The 1953-nt window shown below is 68.3% G+C and carries 3 protein-coding genes; all 3 read left to right on the top strand.

Features of this window, described 5'->3' with window-relative positions; translation table 11 throughout:
- Positions 1-165 precede the first annotated feature (165 nt).
- Genes BMY22_RS23240 through BMY22_RS23230 form a run of 3 tightly spaced genes read left to right on the top strand, consistent with a single transcriptional unit; the run spans position 166 to position 1885 of the window.
- On the top strand, positions 166-516 hold the full coding sequence (locus BMY22_RS23240) for a head decoration protein (RefSeq protein WP_090625685.1): 351 nt from the start codon (positions 166-168) through the stop codon (positions 514-516).
- 15 nt (positions 517-531) lie between these two features.
- Positions 532-1560, top strand: a complete 1029-nt coding sequence (locus tag BMY22_RS23235) for a major capsid protein (protein ID WP_090625683.1) — start codon at positions 532-534, stop codon at positions 1558-1560.
- A gap of 1 nt (position 1561) precedes the next feature.
- On the top strand, positions 1562-1885 hold the full coding sequence (locus BMY22_RS23230) for a head-tail joining protein (protein WP_090625682.1): 324 nt from the start codon (positions 1562-1564) through the stop codon (positions 1883-1885).
- Positions 1886-1953 lie beyond the last annotated feature (68 nt).

Below are 1953 nucleotides of genomic sequence, written 5' to 3'. Positions count from 1 at the left end.
CTGTTCAAGGCCGCCCAGGACCGCGGCATCGGCCTCGCCGGCATCAAGGCCGACGCCACCGGCACCACCGGTGCCAATCCTCCCCAGGGCGATCAGGCCGCCGCCGAACGCAAGACCGCCGTCAACGCCATCGTTGCCGGCGCCCGCCGCTGATAGGAGCCCTTCATGCCCAACCCCGTCCGCACCACCTACACACCCGACCAGCTCAGCGCCGGCGATTTCCCGATCGTGCGGGACGTCGTGACCATCGGCGCCGACCAGGTCCTTGCCCAAGGCGCCGTGCTCGGCAAAGTCACTGCTAGCGGCGAATACGTCCTGTCCCTCGCCGCGGCGACCGACGGCTCCGAAGACCCGGTGGCCATCCTCGATGCCGCAATCGACACCACCGGCGCCGCCGCCGATGGCCTCGTCCGCCTGACCGGACAGGTGCTCGGCAGCCAGTTGACCCTCGGCACCGGCCACACCCTTGTCGGCGTCAAGGCCACGCTGCGCCCCCTTTCCCTGTTCGTCCGCTGATAGGAGCCGATCCCGATGGATATTTTCGATACCCGCACCATGCTCGAAGCGGTCGAGCAGATGACACTGGCGCGCCGCTTCCTGATGGTGACTTTCTTCAACGGCGGCGTGCCGCGCACCTTCGCCAGCAAGACCGTCGACATCGACATCGTCAAGGGCCAGCGCAAGATGGCCCCTTTCGTCCATCCGCGCCTGCCGGGCAGCGTGGTCCTGCGCGACGGCTACCGCACCGACACCTATACGCCGCCGTACATCCAGCCGAAGATCGAAACCACCGCCGAGCTGATCCTCAAGCGCGCGGCCGGCGATAATCCCTATGCCACCCGCAGCCCGCTCGAGCGGGCCGGCGCCCAGCTCGGCAAGGACCTCGCCGACCTCGACGACCAGATCACCCGCCGCGAGGAGTGGATGTGCTCCCGGGCCCTGACCACCGGGCAGGTGCAGGTGGTGGGCGAGGGTGTGGACGACACCATCGACTTCCTGATGGCCGCCGACCACAAGCTCACCCTGAGCACCGACAAGTGGGACGCTGCCGGCTCCGATCCCCTCGGCGACCTGCGCGCCTGGAAGCGCAAGATCGCCCGGGACTCCGGACGCACCGCCAACGTCGCCGTGCTCAGCGGCGAGGCCGTGGATGCCTTCCAGGCCAACGAAATGGTGATGAAACAGCTCAACACCCGCCGCGTCGACCTGGGGCTGATCGTTCCGCAGGAGCTGCCGGACGGCGTCACCTACCTCGGCTACCTCAACGACCCGGGCATCGATCTCTACGCCTACGACGAGTGGTACCTGGACGACAACGGCGACGAGCAGCCGATGATCGCCGCCGGCGGCCTGATCCTCGGCGCGACCAACACCCGCAACGCCATGCTCTACGGCGCCATTCAGGACCTGGAGGCCATCGAGAGCGGTCTGGTCGAGGCGGCGCGCTTCCCGAAGTCCTGGGTCACCCAGGAGCCGTCGGCCCGCTGGCTGAAGCTGCAGAGCGCGCCGCTGGCCGGCCTGCTGGAGCCGGACGCCTTCCTGTACGCCAAGGTGGTCTGACGTGGCCGGCTCGTTCGCTGCCCTGATCGACGAGATGGATGCCGCCATTACCGCGAGCCTGGGCGACGGCACCGCCGACTACCTCGATACCGCAGGCCTTCCTGCGGCATCCGGAGTGGAGGTGATGATCGACCGCGAAGCGCAACATGCCGGCGCTGACGGAATGTTCGTGGTCGTGCCGATCAGCATCTCCTGGCGCAAAGCCCAGCTTGCCACGGCTACCCGCGGCGGCCGCTTCGTGGTCGGTACCGACAGCTACATCGTCGAAGACATCATCGCCGACGACGGCCATATGGTCACCGCCGCCTGCATGGAGGCCCCATGACCAACCCCCTGAGCGAGGGCCGCCAGGCGCTGGTCCGGCGCCTCTCGACCATCTCCGTCGCCAGCGGT

It is taken from the genome of Azotobacter beijerinckii (assembly GCF_900110885.1).
In the GTDB taxonomy this organism is placed as follows: domain Bacteria; phylum Pseudomonadota; class Gammaproteobacteria; order Pseudomonadales; family Pseudomonadaceae; genus Azotobacter; species Azotobacter beijerinckii.
The sequence above is the reverse complement of the archived record's forward strand: the minus strand, read 5'-3'. Positions and strand labels throughout refer to the sequence as shown.

Bases quoted from the DNA above. Each gene is read 5' to 3' on its own strand.
- BMY22_RS23240 (WP_090625685.1), top strand. From the start codon at position 166: ATGCCCAACCCCGTCCGCACCACCTACACACCCGACCAGCTCAGCGCC.
- BMY22_RS23235 (WP_090625683.1), top strand. From the start codon at position 532: ATGGATATTTTCGATACCCGCACCATGCTCGAAGCGGTCGAGCAGATG.